Here is a 17,320-nt window from a genome sequence, read left to right as displayed (position 1 = left end):
GATGTCGGTCGCGCCCTTCGCCGTACGGGCCGCCGTGACGGTCGGCGACTGCCGGTGGGGGTCGGTGGGTCAGCGCGGGAGCCGCAGGGCGAGGCCGTCCAGGACGACCTCCAGGCCATACGTGAACTTCGTGTCGCGGATCTCGACCGGATCGATGCTCAGGGACGCCTCGTAGGCCGCGACCAGGTAGTCGTGTCCGGCCGCCGCCTGCTGGGCGGCGGGGGTGAAGCGGGCGATGAACTCGGCCTCCGTCTCTCCGGAGCGGGCGACCGTCGTGAGCCAGGCCGCCTCCGTCGTGCTCATCCCGATCACGTACGTCAGGAGGGTCTCGATCGCCCGGCTCGGCTCGGGGAAGCCGACGTTCGTGAAGAGGGTGGCCATCCGTTCCGAGTACGCCATGAGGTTGGGCCCCAGGTAGGCGAGGCCCGCCTGGCCGAGGACCGAGGCCAGCCAGGGGTGGCGCAGCGCCGTCGCGCGGAACGAGCCGGCGGCCTCGGTCGCGGCTGCACGCCAGTCCGGGCTGTCGACGGGAGGCACGACGATCTCGCCGAAGACCTCGTCGACCGCGAGCTCCATGAGCTCGTCCTTGGTCGCGACGTGCCGGTAGAGGGACGTGGCGCCGGCGTTCAGACGGGCCCCGAGCTTGCGCATGCTCAGCGCCTCGGTGCCCTCGGCGTCCAGCATCACGATGGCCTCGCGGACGATCGCGGCGCGGCTGAGCGCGGGCTGGTCGGGCGCGGCCTGCTGCCGGGCCCAGACGGACGGGATCGGGTTCGACTTGGCGGCCATGATCCTCCTTCGGTGCGTACAGGTACGTACAGGCGCATATCAGCTGAGGCGCATACACGCCCGTACGCCCTCGTACAGGTACATACACGGGTGCGTACAGCGTTCGCATCCAGCGTACAGGAGTGGATGCCGCGCACAGTGTGCGCTGCTGCGTACGGATTGAATGGTTGCGCACGGCGTACGCGTCTGCGTACAGTGTTCGCACCGAAGGAACACCGTGCGCTTCGCCCGAGAGGAACTCCCATGGAAACCGTCCGCAATCCACGCCGCTGGTGGATCCTCGTCGTGCTGTGCCTCAGCACGCTGGTCCTGGTCGTCGACAGCATGGCGCTGACGGTCGCGGTGCCCTCGATGACCGAGGACATCGGCGCGAGCGCCCAGGACATCCAGTGGATCCTCGACTCGTACATCCTGGTCTTCGCCGGACTCCTGCTCACCTCCGGAAGCCTCGGCGACCGGTTCGGCCGGCGGAAGGTCATGATCATCGGCCTGCTGCTCTTCGGCCTGGCGTCGCTGGCGGCGACCTTCTCGAACGACCCCGGTGAGGTCATCGCCGTTCGCATCGCGATGGGCGTCGGCGGAGCGCTGATCATGCCCTCGACCCTGTCGATCCTCATCACCGTCTTCGAGGAGGACGAGCGCAGCAAGGCGATGGCGGCCTGGGGCTCGGTGTCCATGCTCGGCCTGGTCGGCAGCCCGATCCTCGGCGGTGTGCTCATCGACCACTTCTCCTGGCAGTCGATCTTCCTCATCAACGTCCCGGTCGTCGTGCTCGCCGTGATCGCCGCGCTCACCCTCATGCCGGAGTCCAAGGGCCCGTGGCAGAAGCCGGACCCGCTCGGCGCGGTGCTGTCCGCGATCGGCATGACCGCCCTGATCTGGTGGATCATCGAGATCCCGCAGCACGGCGCCTTCGAGGGCCGTGGGGTGATCACCCTGGTGGTCGCGGTCGCCGCACTCGCCGGGTTCGTGATCTGGGAGAACGTCACCGCGTCGCCGATGGTCCCGCTGGTCCTCTTCAAGAACCGCAACTTCAGCGGTGGTTCGCTCTCGCTCACCCTCGTCCAGATCGGCAACGGCGGCCTGCTGCTCGTCCTCACCCAGTACCTGCAGTTCGTCCTCGGCTACTCGCCGGTGAAGGCGGGCCTCGCGTTCATGCCGCTGGCCGTCGCCGCCCTGATCGGCAACGCCGCCGGCGCCGGGCTCGCCGCGAAGCTCGGCTATCGCGTCCTGGTCCTGGCCGGACTGCTCACCATGGCCGCCTCGTTCGGTCTGCTGACCACGGTCGACGCCTCCTCCGGCTTCACCGTCCCGGCCGTCGCCCTCGGCCTGCTCGGCCTCGGCGCCGGTCTCGCGATGCCGGCCGCGGTCGGCGCCCTGATGGGCACGATCCCGGCGGACAAGGCGGGCGTCGGCTCGGCCCTGAACGACACGATCCAGCAGGCCGGCACGGCGCTCGGCATCGCGATCCTCGGCTCCCTCCTCTCGAGCCGCTTCGCCGCGGAGATGCCGGCGGACGCCTCGGAGCAGGCGAAGGGCTCGATCGGCGGCGCCCTGGCGGCGGCGCAGGGCGACGCCGGCCTGATGCACACGGCCCGGGAGGCCTTCACGACCTCGATGTCGGCCACCTTCACGATCAGCGCGATCGGCGTCCTCGCGGCGGCGGCCCTGGCGGCGGTGGTCATGCGCAACACGAAGCCGGGCGCGGGGGCGGAGGGCGTGGCGGCGGAGAGCGCGGAGGGCGTGGCGGCGGGCGCGGAGAGCGCGGCGGCCGAGGGCGTGGTCGCGGACGGCCCGGAGGCGGACGGCCCGGAGGGCGCCACGATCGACAAGCGGGAGCTCGTCGGCTGACCCCGCCGCGACACCAGCAAGCGCACGGAGGACCCCGCCCGGGAAACCGGCCGGGGTCTTCGGCGTTTCCGGGACCGCCCGACGCTCCGACTCGTGTGGTGATGTCACCGGTTCGGGGGGTCCGGGGCGGCAGAGACGTTACGGCGGGTGAAGCTCTCCGTAATCGCTGGAACACTTTCCGCAACACCCGAGCGGGGTGCTCTCTCAATTTGGAGGAAGCGTGCGGAAGTTGGCGACGGTGGCGGTTGCGGTGGGGTTGTTCTTGGGTGGGGCGAGTGCGGCTGCGGCCGATGGGTGGCACAACCTGCCGCGCATGGACACCCGCGGTGTGATTGCCACGGGCAAGTACAAGTGGGAGCTCAAGGGACAGAACCACGGCGGTTTCAACTTTGAAGTGAAGCTCAAGGACGACGATGCCGCGGATGGCCACAACGTCTACTTGGAGTCCAAGGTCGAGGGCTACAGCTGGAGCCGCCTCTACGGCACGCAGAAGAAGACCGTCACTCTGAAAAAGGTCATCTACGACGGCGCCGCCCAGTACACGAACGAGGCGTGGCTGCGCGTCTGCCGCGACCGCGGGTCCCTTCGCCCGGATAATTGTGCAGATACCTTGCACTACCTGCGCCCGGAGTCACTCCGGCGGTAGCCGTTCCGAACGTCGAAGGTTCCGGAGGGCGCCTGCATGCGCCCTCCGCACGCGAGGGAGTCACACCAGGATGCGAGTCATTCTCCGCGCCAAGGGCGTGGATCTCTTCTACGGAACGCAGAAGGCCGTCAGTGGCGCGGACTTCTCGCTGAAGCGCGGGGAGGTGACAGCCATTATGGGAAGTAGCGGCTCAGGAAAGTCGTCGCTGCTGTACTGCCTGGCAGGAGTGCTGGCTCCGTCGAACGGCACGGTCTCGTTCGACGGAGTTGCGCTCTCGAAACTCTCCGACGACGACTTGAGCACTCTCCGACGAGAACGGTTCGGATTCGTCTTCCAATACGGTGAGTTGCTGCCCGAGCTCACGGTCGAAGAGAACGCCGCACTCCCTCTCCGCCTAGCCGGCCAGCGTAAGGCGCCTGCCCACGCGACGGCCGGCGAGGTTCTCGGACGACTGGGCATGACCGACTTGTTGCGGCGCAGGACCTCTCAGCTGTCTGGTGGCCAGAGTCAGCGCGTGGCGGTTGCCCGGGCACTCGTTCACCGGCCGGACGTAGTGTTCGCAGACGAGCCGACCGGTGCGCTCGACAGCGTCAACGCCTCCGCCGTACTGGACGAGTTTCTACGGCTCGCACGGGAACAGGGCACTGCCGTCGTCATCGTCACGCACGACGCCACGGTGGCTGAACAGGCCGACAGCCGGTACACGATGGCCGACGGGATCCTGAAGTGAACCCCTTCCTCCTTGGCCTGGTCCTGCTGTGGCGTGGCGGACGCAGAGGCTGGACCCGATTTCTGCTCATGACCTTTGGCAGCTCCGTAGGCGTTGCCTGTCTCGCCGCCGTTCTCACGATTCCTGCGATCCTCGCCGCCCACGATGCCCGGTCCGCCGCCCGTGAGCCACGAGCCGGATACGAGCTGAAAGACGGATGGTCGACCGCCGACACCGTCGCATTCAGCCGCAAGGACGCCTACGGATCACAGCCGCTGCACCGGGTGTTCGTCGCCCGATCATCGTCCGGTCGGACGCCGGTTCCTCCCGGCATCGACCGACTGCCGGCCGCCGGGGAAGTCGTCATCTCGCCGCAATTGCGCGTGCTCCTTGCCGAGGCACCAGGAGTTGGTGGACTCCTACCCGGCAAGGTGACTGGCACGATCGGGCCGCAGGGACTTGCCGGACCCGACGAGCTGTACGCCTACATCGGCACCACGCATGCCCGGCTCCCTAGCGAGGGTGTCCAGCGCGTCGACCACTTCGGCGCTCGCTACCCCGTAACCGAGGTCGTCGAAGAATCCACCCTCGACATCCTGCGATTCACCCTCGCCTGCGTGGTTTTACTCCCCCTGGTCGTGTTCCTCTCGGTGTGTTCCCGGCTCTCGGCCGAGACTCGCTCCCGCAGGCTCGCAGCACTGCGGCTCGTCGGACTGAGCGTCAAAGACACGTTGCGCGTCAGTGCCAGCGAATCCGTGGCCGCAGCCTTCCTCGGGGCGTTGCTCGGCATCGGTGGGTACGTCGTCGTCAACGAGATCATGGCAAGAATCGGCCTGCCAGGCCTCCACTGGTACCCAACCGACGGGCGCCCCGAGGCCACTACGCTCGCCGTCTGCCTGATCCTCTGTCCGGCTCTTGCCTGGTTCGTCGGACGCCACGGCGCCCGGGCGGCCGCACGCACCCCACTCAACGTCCGCCGTACAGCCGAGCGCAGGCCGCCCAGGGTTTACGGGACGCTTCTGCTTGTTCCGGGACTGGGGGTCATCGGCGGCTACTGCCTCCTCAGCGTGTTGGGAAGAGATCCATCCGGCGGATCGTCCAGCACGATCCTTGTCCCAGCTGCCGTGCTGCTTACCGGAGCCGGACTGGTCCTGGGGCTGCCGCCGATCACCGCGTGGCTCGCCCGTCGGTTGGCCAGCACCGCACGGTCCCTGCCGTTGACGCTCGCCATGCGTCGCGCCGAGGTCGAGCCCGGCGCCTCGCTGCGCGTGATCACAGGACTCGTACTGCTCGTCTACGCCACGTCCCTCACCCAGGGCGTTCTCGTGGAACTCAGCCAGGTGAGCCGCAACACCTCACCCATCCAGGAATACAAGATCAGCCTCGCCGAGCTGACGCCTCAGCAGCGGGAGAGCATGACCAAGGTAGAGGGAATCAGAGCACACGGCATCAGCACTCCGACCTGGTCCAACGCCAACGACGCCAACAGTGCAACCATCGACGTGACCGTCGCGACCTGCGCTCATCTCAAGGCCTTCAGCAAGTCGTCCCACGGGTGCGTTGACGGGAAGATCGTCCGCCTGCAGCGCCCCGATAATTTGCCGGATGAGGATGCCCAACCGGGCAGGAGCTTCCCCATCCTCCTGAACGACGGCAAGAAGTTCACGATCAGTGTCCCCAGGGAACTGCTGACCGCTCGTACCTACGAGTCGTACGACCTGGGCGCTGCGGACGTGCTCGTCCCTCCTGCTCTGCTTCCCGCCGGCACGCTTCCCGCAGATGGCCAGCTCGTTCTCGCCACCGATTCCGAACCTCAGACTGTCCGCACTACCCTCGACGCCCTCGGCACCATCGCCCCCACCGCCACCGTCGAACCCGTCGGCATCGTCATCGAGTCCCTCGCCCAACTCACCGTCATCCGCAGCCTCCTCGCCGCCGGTATGGTCCTCGGTCTCGTCATCAGCGTTGCCGCCTTCGTCGTGTCCGTCGCCGATCGGGCCATGGAGCGGCGGGGGCAGGTCGCCGCGCTCGCGTTGCTCGGGGCCAAGGCGGCGACGTTGCGGGTCGTGCAGTGTGCGCAGGTCGTGTTGCCGCTCGCCGTCGGGCTCGGGGCGGCCGTGGTCACCGGGTGGCTGGCCGAGTCGAGTTATCTGATCACCGGGGGTGGGGCCGTGCACTGGGACTGGAGTGGGTTGCCACTGCTGCTCGTCTGCTGTCTCGGAGTGCTGATCGCCGCCGCGGTCGCCTCACTGCCCCTCGTACGGCGTCACGTCGACCCTGAGCACATCCGGCGCGACTGACTCCGCCCCCTGGCGCGTCACCGTCGTCGCCGGGCCGCCCCCGAGGGCCGCCCGGCGACGCGGCGTCCCGCAACCTCAGCCCCCGGCCACCACGCGCCCGGCCCACGGCACCCGCACTCGCCACCGGCCCCGGCCCACGCCCCCCCAGCCCCACCCCCGACCACCCCACCCCTCGCCGTCGCCGTCCCCCCGCCCCCCTCACGCCACCAGCTCGTGCCCCCCGACCGTGCGTCGTGCCACCCGGGTCGTCAGTGCCAGCGTCAGGGACGCGGCTGTCAGGCCCGCCGCCAGGGCCGTCCACCAGAGGGTCGACGGGCCCAGGTTCGTGTAGAGGGTCACGCCCAGGGTCAGGGCCGCGAAGCGGGCCACGCCCCAGGTCCAGCTGAAGGCGCCCTGGTAGCGGCCGCGGGCGTGGGGTGGGGCCAGGTTGGCGATGATCGTCGCGGCGATGCCCGCGACCACCACCTCGCCCAGGGACCAGACGACCACCGACACCGTGAAGCCCACGATCCCGTCCGCCAGACCCGTCAGGGCCACGCCGATCGCGATCAGGGCACTGCCCGCGCCCTGCACCGGGAGCTGGGGAAGGCGCGCCAGCCTGGCCGTGACGAAGGGCTGGAGCGCGACCACCAGGATCGCGTTGACCGCCGCCATCGCCCCGTACACCGCCGGAGAGAGCCCGCTGTCGTGGACGGCGAGCGGCAGGGCGACCTCGGTCAGCGAGTAGACGAAGAGCTCGACGCCGAAGAGGGGGAGCAGTGCCAGGGCCAGTCGGTCGCGGAAGACGACTCCGTAGCCGATGCCGTCGTCCGAACCCTCCGCCGCCTTCGCTCGCGGCGGCTCGCTCAGGCGGGTCGCCACCACCAACGCGTAGATCAGCATCGTCCCCGCGTCCACCGCGAACAGCAGCCAGTAGCCCTGCGCCGCCAGGAAGCCGCCGAGGACGCCCGCCACCGCCGTACCGATGTTCACGCCCCAGCCGAACAGGGCGTACGCGCGCTGCCTGCGCTCCGCGTCGACCGCGTCGGCCATCAGCGCGTACGCCGCCGGGCCGACCAGCGCACCCAGCGCGCTGATCAGCAGCGCCGCGACCGCCATCGTCCAGACGCCCGGTGCCACGAAGAGCGCGCCCTGCGCCGCGGCCGAGCCGACGAGCCCGATCAGCATCGTCGGGCGGCGGCCGACACGGTCGGCGAGGACGCCGCCGACCGCCGGGCCGAGCAGATTGCCGGCGCCCAGCGCACCGAGGACGTACGTCGTCTCGGTCCCCGTCACATCACGCGTGGCGAGGAAGAAGACGAGGAAGGGCGTGACCATGAAGCCGAGCCGGTTGATCACGGTGCCGGCGAAGACGGTCCACACGGTGGGCGGGAGTCCGCGGAAGGAGGAGAACATGCGAGGACCTTGCTCCCGGGACATCGGGACCAGCCATTGATTAAGCTCAGACCGAATCGATCTACGGTGTGGGGGACACATGGAATCGGGGCTCAACTTCTCGGCGGCCGACCTGGCGCAGACGCGGTTCGCGGTCTCCCCCATGTGGGAGGTCGTCACCAGTTTCCGGCTGCTTCGGGACACCACCGAGCCGCCGCTGCACCGGCGTTGGGCCGCGCAGGTACGGCCCCGGCTCGCGCAGGCGGGACTCGACGACGGCTGGCTGGCCGAACTGGTCCCGGGCCACGGCTATCTCGCCGACTTCCTCAACCCGACCCCCGCCACTCCCTTCCCCACCCTCGCCGCCGAACTCGACGCCATCCGCGCGTCCACGCCCGCGCGGGTCCGCGCCGACCTGGACATCCTCCGGACCAAGGACCCGGCCGGCCGACGCCCCTCGCCACGGCTGCGGCTGCTGCGCGAGGCGCCCGAGGAGGCCCTGAAGAAGGTCGCCGCCGAGATCGAGACGTACTGGCAACTCGCCCTCGCCCCCTACTGGGCCCGCATCCGCCAGCTCCTCGAAGCCGATGTCTTCCACCGCGCCCGGCAGGTCGCCGAGCACGGCTCGGCGCGCGTCCTGAGCGAACTCCACGAGACCGTCTGGTGGGACGACGACACCCTGCACCTGGTCCGCCGACACTGCGCCACCATGACCCGCGACCAGGTCGGCTCGGGGCTGCTGCTCGTCCCCTCGGCGTTCGCGTGGCCGCGCGTCCTGACCCGTGCGGTGGCGCCGGATCCGCCCCAACTCGCCTATCCCGCACGGGGTGTCGGCAATCTCTGGGAGCCGCGTACGAACGCCGCGACCGACGCCGTCGCCGCCGTACTCGGCCGCTCCCGCACCCTGCTCCTCACCGAACTCGACACCCCGGCCTCCACCACCCAACTCGCCCTCCACTGCGGGCTGTCGGCCGCCGGTGTCTCCCAGCACCTGACGGCGCTGCGCAACGCGGGCCTCGTCACCGCGCACCGCAGCGGCCGCTCCGTCCTCTACGCCCGCACCTCGGTCGCGGACGCCCTGCTCGTACCCTCGGAAGAGCTCGTATGACCTGATCCCGGCCGGACGGACTTCCCGGCTCTCGTGCGCCCTTGCGTTGGAGTGGACTCCAGCTTCTAAAGTGCCGCGCGAACCGGCTGCACGCCGGAAGGCCAACGGGGAGGTCCGACACATGCGTTATCGCGTACTCGGCGGGACCGGGATCGAAGTCAGCGCCTACTGCCTCGGCACGATGATGTTCGGCGCCGTCGGCAATCCCGACCACGCGGACTCGGTACGGGTCATCCATGCCGCGCTCGACCAGGGCATCAACTTCGTGGACACCGCCGACATGTACTCGGCCGGCGAGTCCGAGGAGATCGTCGGCAAGGCGCTGCGCGACCCCAGGCGGCGGGACGGCGTCGTCCTCGCCACCAAGGGGTACTTCCCGATCGGCGAGGGGCCCGCCCGCGGCGGCCTCTCGCGGCGCTGGCTCACCAAGGCCGTCGAGGACAGCCTGACGCGGCTCGGCACCGACCGGATCGACCTCTACCAGGTCCACCGGCCCGACCACCGTACGGACATCGAAGAGACGCTCGCCGTCCTCGGCGACCTCCAGGCGCAGGGCAAGATCCGGGCGTTCGGCTGCTCCACGTTCCCCGCCGAGGAGATCGTCGAGGCGCACGCCGTCGCCGAGCGGCGCGGCCTGCGCCGCTTCCGCACCGAGCAGCCGCCGTACTCGCTGCTCGCGCGGGGCATCGAGGCCTCGGTGCTGCCGGTGGCGCAGCGGTACGGGATGGGGGTGCTGACCTGGAGTCCGCTGGCGTCCGGGTTCCTCACCGGGAAGTACCGCAAGGACCGGCCGATCGACCTCACGAGCGGGCGCCCGGCGCTCCATCCGCACCGCTTCGACCCGACGATCCCCGGCAACGCCGCCAAGCTCGACGCCGTCGAGCGGCTCGTCGCGCTGGCGGAGGAGATCGGCTGCTCGCTGCCCGAACTGGCCATCGCCTTCGCGGCCGCGCATCCGGCCGTGACGTCCGTGATCATCGGGCCGCGGACGGCGGACCAGCTGGAGGGGCTGCTCAAGGGCGCCTCGCTGGTCCTCGACGACGAGGCTCTCGACCGGATCGACGAGATCGTCCCGCCCGGCACGAACCTCTACCAGGCGGACGGCGTCTGGCGCCCCCCGGCTCTGACGAACGCGACACTGCGCCGCCGGGCACTGGACGACCGCGCGGCGGGGTGAGACGGGCGGCCCACTGCGCGCGGCGGGGTGAGGGGCCGAGCGCGCCCCTACCCCGCGGCGGCACCCGAAGGGAGAGCCCTCGCGGGCACCCGCGGGGCGGGCCGCACTGCGCGGCGACCCGAAAGGCAAGCCCCCACCCCGCGGCGGCGCCAGGCCAAGCCCCGCACCGACCCCCGGTACGCCGGTGGCCCGAGTACGCCTGTGGCCCCAACGCCCCAGCCCCGGTCGTGGGGTGAGAAAGACCGGGTTCCTGTCGGTGTGAGGGGCCATGCTTACCGGCATGGGTACGAAGAGGCGTCCGATCACGGCGGACGAGCGCAGGGCCCGGCTGGGCGTACGGCACCGGCTGGCCGGGGCGGCACGGGCGACGGACGTGGCAGAGGTGGCGGGGTCCCTGGTGGCCCTGCACGCGACCGATCCGGCGAGCGTCTTCCTCGCCGTGGGGGCGCGGCTGAGCGGGGACGAAGGACCGGTACGGGCCCTGGAACAGGCCCTGTACGAGGACCGGACTCTGACCCGGATGCACGGGATGCGGCACACCATCTTCGTCTTCCCGACCGACCTCACCCCGGCCCTGCACGCCTCCACCACGCGTGACGTCGCCACCCGCGAACGGGCCATGCTCGTCAGGGACCTGCGCAAGGGCAGCGCGTACGACGAGGAGTGGCTGGCGGAGACCGAACGGCTGCTGACGGCGGAGCTGGCGGCGCGGGGCGAGGCGACGGGCGCCGAGCTCGGTGCGGCCGTCCCGCGACTGCGCGCCCGGTACGTCCACGGGGTCGGCACCCGCCAGGAGGGCGACCAGCCGCTCTCCAGCCGGCTGCTGCGCGTCCTCGGCATGGAGGGCCGGATCGCCCGCGGCCGGCCCCAGGGCTCGTGGACCTCCAGCCGCTTCCGCTGGACGCTGACCCCGGAGCGCCCCGACCCGAGCGACGCGGACGCCCACGCCGAACTCGTCCGGCGCTGGCTGGCGACCTGCGGCCCGGCGACCGAGGCCGACCTGAAGTGGTGGACCGGCTGGAGGGTCACCGACGTCCGCAAGGCGCTGGCGGCGCTGGGCGCGGAGGAGGTGGAGCTGGCGGAGGGCACCGGCTACGTCCTGGCGGACGACACCGCGCCCGTACCGGAGCCGGAGCCGTGGGCGGCGCTGCTCCCGTCGCTCGACCCGACGGCGATGGGCTGGCAGCAGCGCGACTGGTACATCGACCCGGCGTACCGGCCGGTGCTGTACGACCGCAGCGGGAACATCGGCCCGACGGTGTGGTGGAACGGCCGCGTCGTCGGCGTCTGGGCGCAGCGCCCGGACGGCGAGATCGTCCACCGGCTGCTCGCCGACGTGGGCGCGGAGGCCGGCGCCGCCGTCGCGGCCGAGGCGGAGCGGCTCGCGGGCTGGATCGGCGACGTGCGGGTGACTCCCCGCTTCCGCTCGCCGCTGGAGCGGGAACTGGCTGCCGGGGGATGAGTCCGGGAGAAGGGACGGCGGGGGACGAGGTGCCGGAAGTCGACAGGACGGGGGACGAGGTGCGGGCAGTCGACACGGCGGGGGACGAGGTGCCGGTCCTGCTGACCTCGCCCCAGCGCACGTCCACGAGCCTCCTGATGTCCGACGCGGCGGCACGCCGGGGCATGAGGGTTCGGGTCCTGGACGGGCCACCCGAGCCGCTCGCCCCCGGGCGGTCGGGGCACCACTGGTACGGCGGCCCGCTGCTGGCCGACCGGATCGCCCTGCCGCTCGGCCTGGGCCTTCTGGAACCGGCGGACGCGTGGCTCGCGGACCTCCCGGAGGAGTTCACCGCCCGTCGCGTCGTCCTGACGACGCTGGACGAGGCCAGGGCGAGCCTTCGGCAGCCCGCGTTCGTGAAGCCGCCCGGCGACAAGTCCTTCCCGCCCGCCGTGTACACGGACGGCGGGCGGCTCGCGGAGGGGGTGCCGGGGCGCCTGCCGCCGCACACGGCGGTCCTCGTCTCGGACGTGGTGAGCTTCGCCTCCGAGTTCCGGCTGTTCGCGCTCGACGGCCGGATCGTCACGGGGAGCCGGTACGCCGTGTACGGCCGTCTCGACCCGGGTCCGCTGACGGCCGGTGCCCGGCGCTTCGGCGAACGGCTCCTCGCCGAGGCGGGCGGGTCGCTGCCGAGCGCGGTCGCCGTCGACATCGGCCTGATCACGGACATGGACACCGGAGGGGAACGGTGGGCGGTGGTCGAGGCGAACATGCCGTGGTTCGCGCACAGCTACGCGTCCGAGCCCGGCCGGGTCCTCGACGTCGTCCTGCGTGCGGCGGGCCCGCTGCACCACGTCACCGAACGGGACCGTCGCTTCCTGCGGCCGGGGAGGTCAGAGGTTCGAGCAGTGGTTCCTGCGGGTGGAATCCCGGAAGAATCCGGAAAGGACCCCGCGAGGTGTCGAGGATCGGCGACCGGCTCCGACGTCCCCTGTGAAAGGCGTCCGGGAATCGGATGAGCCACCAACGAAGGAGAACGTCATGAAGTACCTCGTCATGGTGCAGGGATCCCAGGCCGACTACGAGGTGATGAGCGGCAAGCGCTCCGGGGAGGGTCCCGTGTGGAGCGAGCAGGACATGAAGGCGATGTTCGAGCACATGGGGTCGATCAACAACGACCTCGCGGAGTCGGGCGAGCTGGTCGACGCGCAGGGGCTGGTCGAGCCGGCCAGGACGCGGTTCGTGTCGATCGACAAGGCCGGGCAGCCGGTGATCACCGACGGGCCGTACGGCGAGACGAAGGAGCTGCTCGCCGGGTACTGGGTGCTCGACTGCGCGAGCCTGGAGCGGGTCACGGAGATCGCGGCGCGTGTCGCCCGGTGCCCGCAGCCCGCGGGGGCGCCGGAGTACCCGGTGGTGATCCGCCAGATCGACGAGCGGTCCGAGTCCGAGTTCCTCGCCGGCTGAGCGTGGACGAGGAGGAGACGGTCGAGGACCTGCTGCGCCGGCACGCGCCGCAGGTCCTCGGCGCGCTCGTCCGCCGGTACGGGCACTTCGACGCCGCCGAGGACGCCGTACAGGAGGCCCTGCTGGCCGCCGCGCGGCAGTGGCCGGAGGCGGGGACGCCCGCGAATCCGCGCGGCTGGCTGATCCGGGTGGCCTCGCGGCGGCTGACCGACCAGCTGCGGGCGGACGAGGCGCGGGCGCGGCGGGAGGAGACGGCCGCCCGTCTGGAGCCGCGCGAGACCCGGGCCGCCCCGTCCGACGACGACACCCTCACGCTGCTCTTCCTCTGCTGCGATCCGGCGCTCGCGCCGACCGCCCGGATCGCGCTGACGCTGCGCGCGGTCGGCGGCCTCACCACGGCGGAGATCGCCCGTGCCCATCTCGTGCCCGAGGCGACGATCGCGCAGCGGATCAGCCGGGCGAAGGCGAAGCTCCGCGACCACCCCTTCCGCCCTCCCGGCCCGGACGACCGGGACGCCCGGCTGGCCACCGTCCTCCAGGTGCTCTACCTGATCTTCAACGAGGGCTACACCGCGACCTCGGGCCCGACCCTCCACCGCGGCGACCTGGCCGGCGAGGCGATCCGGCTGACCCGGGCCGTGCGCCGCCTGCTGCCCCGGGAGGGCACGGTGACCGGTCTGCTGGCCCTGATGCTCCTGACGGAGGCCAGGAGCGCGGCCCGCACGGGCTCGCACGGCGAGCTGATCCCCCTGGACGAACAGGACCGCACGCTCTGGGACTCCGCTGCGATCGCCGAGGGCACGGCCCTGGTCGAGGAGGCCCTCGCGGAGGGCCCGCCGGGCCCGTACCAGCTCCAGGCGGCGATCTCGGCCCTCCATGACGAGGCGGCCCGCCCCGAGGACACGGACTGGCCGCAGATCCTCGCCCTCTACGACCTCCTGGTCGCCCAGGCCCCCGACCCGATGGCGGAACTGGGCCGCGCGGTGGCCGTCGCGATGGTCCACGGCCCCGAGTCCGGCCTCGCCGAACTCACCGCCCTGGAACCGCGTCTGAAGGACCACCACCGTCTCGCGGCGGTCCGCGCCCACCTCCTCGAACGCACCGGCGCGACCGAAGCGGCCCGTGAGGCCTACGAGGAGGCGGCCCGCCTCACCCTCAGCCTCCCGGAACGCCACTACTTGCGCACGAAGGCGTCCCGGCTGGGTCGGTGAGCGCGCGGGCCGTCCGTCTCGACGGGGTGGACATGTTCCCGGGCGGGTACGCCCCTCAGGCAGCGGCCCCTGATGTCTCGCCCGACCGCAGCCGGATCAGCGTCGCGTCCAGGTCGGCGCCTCCCCGCGCCCCGCGGTTGTACGGCAGCCTGCCGAGCATCGCCGCCATGCCGCAGGTGTTCGTGAGCGCCGAGAAGACGAGGCCGCCGGCGATGCCCGCCGACAGCAGCTGCCAGGCCGGGTGGAGGAGCAGCCCCAGGGCCAGGCCGAGCAGCACCAGCGATCCGGCGGCGAGCCGGACCTGGCGCTCCATCGCCCAGGTGGCACGGGCGGCGGCGCCCTGGGGACGGGCGAGTTCGTGGCCGCGCGCGGCCCAGCCGGTGGTGCCGCCCGTGAGGTCGAGCGCGGTCACGCCGTGTGCGGCGAGCTGCGCGCGGGCGGCGGCGGAGCGGTTGCCCGACTGGCACACCACGAGCAGCTCGCCCCGGCCGGCGGCCTGCGCGAGCGCGGGCAGGGCGCGGGAGAGCTGGTCGAGAGGGACGTTGAGGGCGCCGGGCACATGGCCGGAGGCGTACTCGCCGGGCGTGCGGACGTCGACGACCGTGAGCCCGCCGAGTCGGGCACGGGCCTGGTCGGCGTCGAGGGAGCGGGGGGTGGTCATGGCAGCTGTCATCCTTAGGTCTTCGACGGGACCCCGTTCGAGGGAGTAAATTACCCCCTGGGGTATCTGTGGAGGAGTACTTGTGGAACTGGATCTGGCGGGTGCGGAGCTGAAGGCCGTCCTGAACCGGCTGCGCCGGGCGCAGGGCCAGATCTCCGGCGTGATCCGGATGATCGAGGAGGGCCGCGACTGCGAGGAGGTCGTGACCCAGCTCGCCGCCGCCTCCCGGGCCCTGGACCGGGCCGGTTTCGCGATCATCGCGACGGGTCTGCAGCAGTGCCTGACGGACATGGACGCCGGGCAGAAGGACGGCGAGGACCGCGAGCAGATGCGGGCCCGGCTGGAGAAGCTCTTCCTCTCGCTCGCCTAGACGGCATCTCGGCTCAGCCGAGGGCGGTGTCGAGCAGCATCAGCGCCGACACCCCCAGCAGGACCGCCCCGAACGTGCGGCGCAGCGTCTCGCCCGGGACCTTCGCGGCGAGCCGCCGCCCGTCCCAGGCGCCGAGGATCGCCGCCCCCGCGAAGGGAGCGATCACGGCCCAGTCGAGGGTTCCGGCCGTGCCGCCCCGCGCCAGCAGGGCGGCCAGCGCGTTGACGGAGACGACCAGCAGGCTGGTCCCGACCGCCACCCGCATCCGCAGACCGACGATCTGCACGAGCGCCGGTACGGTCAGGAATCCGCCGCCCACGCCGAGAACGCCGGTGACCGCGCCGAGCCCGGCACCCGCACCCGCGACCGCCGGAGCCCCGCGCCGTACCGCCGCGCTCTCCGGGGCGCGCCGCACCATCCGTACCGCCGCCACCCCCGCCAGCAGGGCGAATCCGCCGGTCAGCAGCCACTCCGGCAGCCGGGCCGACAGCAGCCCGCCGAGCGCCGCCGGCACGAGCCCCGCCGCCGCGAACAACGCGCCCGTCCCCCACCGCACCCGGCCGTCGCGGGCATGGGCGAAGAGCGCGGTGGCCGAGGTCGCGAGCACGATGAGCAGGCTCGCGGTGGCGGCCGCGGGCGGCGCGAATCCGAGCAGATAGATCAGTACGGGTACGGCGAGCACGCTGCCGCCGCCCCCGAGGGCCCCGAGCGCGAGTCCGACGACGGCGCCTCCGGCGAGGGCGATCAGCACCGGTTCGGGACGGGCGCGTTCGCGAACGAGTCGTCGATCGCGACCACGTCATGGCCCGCGGCCGCCAGCATCGAAGCGGCGACGGCCGCCCGCATCCCGCCCGCGCAGTGCACCCAGAGGGTCACCCCGGCGGGTAGCTCCCGCAGCCGGGAGCGGAGTTGGTGCAGTGGGATGTGCAACGACCCCGGGATGTGTCCGGCCGAGGTGCGCTCGGACGCCCGCCGGACGTCGAGCACGCGGTCCTCCTCGCCGAGGTCGGCGAAGACGGCGCGGCGGTACGACTCCGGCCGCTCCCCCGCCGGCACCCAGTCCTCGGGGCCGCCGGTCGCGGCGGCGGCCGGTCGGTCGATGCCGACGCGCACCAGTTCGCGCTGGGCTTCGGCCAATCGGGCCGGCGACTCCGCGAGCAGGGTCACCGGCTTGCCCCACGGGATGAGCCAGGCCAGATGGGTCGCGAACTGCCCGCCCGCCTCGATGTTGAACGAGCCGACGACATGCCCCTCGGCGAACGCCACCCGGCTGCGCAGATCGACCACCCACTCGCCCGCGGCCAGCCGCGCCGCGATCTCCTCGGCGTCCGCGAGGGGAGGCGGGGTGAGGTCGACGGGAGCCGGGCCCATGCTGTTGAGCGGGCCCATGTGGGCGTAGTACGCGGGGATGTCGTCGAGCCCGGAGAGCAGCTCGGCGACGAAGGTGTCGGCGTCCTTGACCAGGGCCTCGTTCACCGCCGTCTGCTCACCGATCGTGGTGGGGCCGGCGTCGGGCGACGACGGGCCGGAGGCGCAGAAGCTGCCGAAGCCGTGGGTGGGCAGGACGGCGGTGTCCGCGGGGAGTTCGGCGGCGAGGCGGTGCGCGGAGGCGTGCTGGGCGCGGGCGAGCCGCTCGGTCAGCCCGGGCTCGACGAGGTCGGGGCGGCCGACGGTGCCGATGAGGAGCGAGCCGCCGGTGAAGACGGCGGCGGCGCGGCCGGCCTCCTCCAGGACGTACGAGGTGTGGTGCGGGGTGTGTCCGGGGGTGGCCATCGCCCGCAGGACGAGCTCGTCGTCGACGGTGAGCCGGTCGCCGTCGGAGACCGGAAGCCGGTCGTACGCGACGGGGGCCTCGGCCGGGACCACATAGGCGGCACCGGTGATCCGGGCCAGCTCCCGGCCGCCGCTCACATAGTCGTTGTGCACATGGGTCTCCAGCACATGGGAGATCCGCACACCGCGCAGAGCCGCCGCGGTGAGCACCCGGTCGATGTCACGCGGCGGGTCGATCACGACGGCGTGGGCGGTTCCGCCCGCGAGGTATCCGCGGTTGCCGAGACCCGGCACCTCGACGGTGTCCACGAAGAACACGGCCTACTCCTTCCCGAGCTCGCCGAGCGAGCTCAATTACCCCCCGGGGTATCCAAACTACTCCGTGACCCTAACAGAATTACCCCCGGGGGTATCCAGTCCCTTGCCGGAACGGCAAAGGGCCG

Annotated in this window: 16 protein-coding genes; 11 read left to right on the top strand and 5 right to left on the bottom strand. The window is 71.9% G+C overall.

Annotated features, from left to right (window positions below; translation table 11 throughout):
• Positions 1-69: 69 nt before the first annotated feature.
• Entirely contained in the window at positions 70-789 is a 720-nt protein-coding gene (locus ACFQ7Q_RS30090) for a TetR/AcrR family transcriptional regulator (protein ID WP_383560488.1), read from the bottom strand.
• A gap of 243 nt (positions 790-1,032) precedes the next feature.
• Between ACFQ7Q_RS30090 and ACFQ7Q_RS30085 the strand changes: the two genes are divergently transcribed.
• The 4 genes from ACFQ7Q_RS30085 (at position 1,033) to ACFQ7Q_RS30070 (ending at position 6,295) form a co-directional block, all read left to right on the top strand.
• A complete protein-coding gene (locus tag ACFQ7Q_RS30085; RefSeq protein WP_383560485.1) occupies positions 1,033-2,640 on the top strand; it encodes an MFS transporter in 1,608 nt (535 codons plus the stop codon).
• Between the two features lie 220 nt (positions 2,641-2,860).
• Positions 2,861-3,286, top strand: a complete 426-nt coding sequence (locus ACFQ7Q_RS30080) for a hypothetical protein (RefSeq protein ID WP_383560482.1) — start codon at positions 2,861-2,863, stop codon at positions 3,284-3,286.
• 70 nt (positions 3,287-3,356) lie between these two features.
• Positions 3,357-4,016, top strand: coding sequence for an ABC transporter ATP-binding protein (locus tag ACFQ7Q_RS30075; protein WP_383560479.1), 660 nt, complete (start codon positions 3,357-3,359; stop codon positions 4,014-4,016).
• Entirely contained in the window at positions 4,013-6,295 is a 2,283-nt protein-coding gene (locus ACFQ7Q_RS30070; RefSeq protein WP_383560476.1) for an FtsX-like permease family protein, read from the top strand. Before ACFQ7Q_RS30075 ends, ACFQ7Q_RS30070 begins: the two co-directional genes overlap by 4 nt.
• A gap of 198 nt (positions 6,296-6,493) precedes the next feature.
• Here ACFQ7Q_RS30070 and ACFQ7Q_RS30065 read toward each other — a convergent pair whose 3' ends face one another.
• On the bottom strand, positions 6,494-7,690 hold the full coding sequence (locus ACFQ7Q_RS30065; protein WP_383560473.1) for an MFS transporter: 1,197 nt from the start codon (positions 7,688-7,690) through the stop codon (positions 6,494-6,496).
• 79 nt (positions 7,691-7,769) lie between these two features.
• Between ACFQ7Q_RS30065 and ACFQ7Q_RS30060 the strand changes: the two genes are divergently transcribed.
• From ACFQ7Q_RS30060 to ACFQ7Q_RS30035, 6 genes are all read left to right on the top strand, one after another.
• Positions 7,770-8,777: a DUF5937 family protein gene (locus ACFQ7Q_RS30060; protein WP_383560471.1), complete on the top strand. Its 1,008-nt coding sequence runs from the start codon at positions 7,770-7,772 to the stop codon at positions 8,775-8,777.
• A gap of 121 nt (positions 8,778-8,898) precedes the next feature.
• Complete coding sequence (locus ACFQ7Q_RS30055; RefSeq protein WP_383560468.1) at positions 8,899-9,954, top strand: aldo/keto reductase; 1,056 nt, start codon at positions 8,899-8,901, stop codon at positions 9,952-9,954.
• A gap of 280 nt (positions 9,955-10,234) precedes the next feature.
• A complete protein-coding gene (locus tag ACFQ7Q_RS30050) occupies positions 10,235-11,416 on the top strand; it encodes a winged helix DNA-binding domain-containing protein (RefSeq protein WP_383560466.1) in 1,182 nt (393 codons plus the stop codon).
• On the top strand, positions 11,413-12,414 hold the full coding sequence (locus tag ACFQ7Q_RS30045; protein ID WP_383560463.1) for an ATP-grasp domain-containing protein: 1,002 nt from the start codon (positions 11,413-11,415) through the stop codon (positions 12,412-12,414). Before ACFQ7Q_RS30050 ends, ACFQ7Q_RS30045 begins: the two co-directional genes overlap by 4 nt.
• 22 nt (positions 12,415-12,436) lie before the next feature.
• Positions 12,437-12,862 (top strand): YciI family protein, encoded by a 426-nt coding sequence (locus ACFQ7Q_RS30040; RefSeq protein WP_383560460.1) that lies wholly within the window; start codon positions 12,437-12,439, stop codon positions 12,860-12,862.
• A 2-nt stretch (positions 12,863-12,864) separates the two neighbouring features.
• Positions 12,865-14,073, top strand: coding sequence for an RNA polymerase sigma factor (locus ACFQ7Q_RS30035; protein WP_383560458.1), 1,209 nt, complete (start codon positions 12,865-12,867; stop codon positions 14,071-14,073).
• 55 nt (positions 14,074-14,128) lie between these two features.
• Here ACFQ7Q_RS30035 and ACFQ7Q_RS30030 read toward each other — a convergent pair whose 3' ends face one another.
• Positions 14,129-14,734, bottom strand: a complete 606-nt coding sequence (locus ACFQ7Q_RS30030; RefSeq protein ID WP_383560455.1) for a rhodanese-like domain-containing protein — start codon at positions 14,732-14,734, stop codon at positions 14,129-14,131.
• Positions 14,735-14,816: 82 nt separating this feature from the next.
• Between ACFQ7Q_RS30030 and ACFQ7Q_RS30025 the strand changes: the two genes are divergently transcribed.
• Entirely contained in the window at positions 14,817-15,104 is a 288-nt protein-coding gene (locus ACFQ7Q_RS30025) for a metal-sensitive transcriptional regulator (protein ID WP_383560453.1), read from the top strand.
• A gap of 13 nt (positions 15,105-15,117) precedes the next feature.
• On the opposite strand, the gene ACFQ7Q_RS30020 is transcribed toward ACFQ7Q_RS30025, so the two are convergent.
• Together ACFQ7Q_RS30020 and ACFQ7Q_RS30015 are read right to left on the bottom strand one after the other, a co-directional pair.
• Complete coding sequence (locus ACFQ7Q_RS30020; protein ID WP_383560450.1) at positions 15,118-15,855, bottom strand: sulfite exporter TauE/SafE family protein; 738 nt, start codon at positions 15,853-15,855, stop codon at positions 15,118-15,120.
• Positions 15,849-17,195: a rhodanese-like domain-containing protein gene (locus tag ACFQ7Q_RS30015; RefSeq protein ID WP_383560447.1), complete on the bottom strand. Its 1,347-nt coding sequence runs from the start codon at positions 17,193-17,195 to the stop codon at positions 15,849-15,851. Before ACFQ7Q_RS30015 ends, ACFQ7Q_RS30020 begins: the two co-directional genes overlap by 7 nt.
• Positions 17,196-17,320: the final 125 nt, after the last annotated feature.

It is taken from the genome of Streptomyces sp. NPDC056527 (assembly GCF_042794475.1).
Taxonomy (GTDB): domain Bacteria; phylum Actinomycetota; class Actinomycetes; order Streptomycetales; family Streptomycetaceae; genus Streptomyces.
This window is presented reverse-complemented; position numbering and strand designations above follow the sequence as displayed.

What these genes read in the sequence shown, in the direction of transcription:
- ACFQ7Q_RS30060 (WP_383560471.1), top strand. Translation starts at nt 7,770, where the DNA reads ATGGAATCGGGGCTCAACTTCTCGGCGGCCGACCTGGCGCAGACGCGG.
- ACFQ7Q_RS30085 (WP_383560485.1), top strand. Translation starts at nt 1,033, where the DNA reads ATGGAAACCGTCCGCAATCCACGCCGCTGGTGGATCCTCGTCGTGCTG.
- ACFQ7Q_RS30065 (WP_383560473.1), bottom strand. Translation starts at nt 7,690, where the DNA reads ATGTTCTCCTCCTTCCGCGGACTCCCGCCCACCGTGTGGACCGTCTTC.
- ACFQ7Q_RS30030 (WP_383560455.1), bottom strand. Translation starts at nt 14,734, where the DNA reads ATGACCACCCCCCGCTCCCTCGACGCCGACCAGGCCCGTGCCCGACTC.
- ACFQ7Q_RS30050 (WP_383560466.1), top strand. Translation starts at nt 10,235, where the DNA reads ATGGGTACGAAGAGGCGTCCGATCACGGCGGACGAGCGCAGGGCCCGG.
- ACFQ7Q_RS30090 (WP_383560488.1), bottom strand. Translation starts at nt 789, where the DNA reads ATGGCCGCCAAGTCGAACCCGATCCCGTCCGTCTGGGCCCGGCAGCAG.
- ACFQ7Q_RS30040 (WP_383560460.1), top strand. Translation starts at nt 12,437, where the DNA reads ATGAAGTACCTCGTCATGGTGCAGGGATCCCAGGCCGACTACGAGGTG.
- ACFQ7Q_RS30075 (WP_383560479.1), top strand. Translation starts at nt 3,357, where the DNA reads ATGCGAGTCATTCTCCGCGCCAAGGGCGTGGATCTCTTCTACGGAACG.
- ACFQ7Q_RS30045 (WP_383560463.1), top strand. Translation starts at nt 11,413, where the DNA reads ATGAGTCCGGGAGAAGGGACGGCGGGGGACGAGGTGCCGGAAGTCGAC.
- ACFQ7Q_RS30055 (WP_383560468.1), top strand. Translation starts at nt 8,899, where the DNA reads ATGCGTTATCGCGTACTCGGCGGGACCGGGATCGAAGTCAGCGCCTAC.